The 268-nt window shown below is 46.3% G+C and carries 1 protein-coding gene; it reads right to left on the reverse strand.

From position 1 onward, the window contains the following. Window positions 1-268 (reverse strand): nucleoid occlusion factor SlmA (gene slmA / locus AAEY75_RS15400; RefSeq protein ID WP_352260075.1); only part of this gene is annotated, 268 nt, incomplete at both ends.

Below are 268 nucleotides of genomic sequence, written 5' to 3' on the forward strand. Positions count from 1 at the left end.
CTCGTTTTCACCTAGCAAGGCATCGCCATTAAGCACCCTTGAGATGCCTGGGTTACGTTCAGAAAATACTAATAGCAGGTGTAATACCAACTGGCAGCGGGTCATGGTGTCTTTTTCTTCGTCCATGATGATGTTTAAGCGTGATAAAATCGCATCTTCAATAAATTCGATTAAGCCTTCGAACATCCGCGCTTTACTGGGGAAGTGTCTGTACAGTGCAGCTTCTGACACGCCCACTTCGGCAGCGAGCTTTGCTGTTGTTATACGT

The organism is Psychrobacter sp. TB55-MNA-CIBAN-0194 (genome assembly GCF_040309505.1).
Taxonomy (GTDB): Bacteria; Pseudomonadota; Gammaproteobacteria; order Pseudomonadales; family Moraxellaceae; genus Psychrobacter; species Psychrobacter fozii.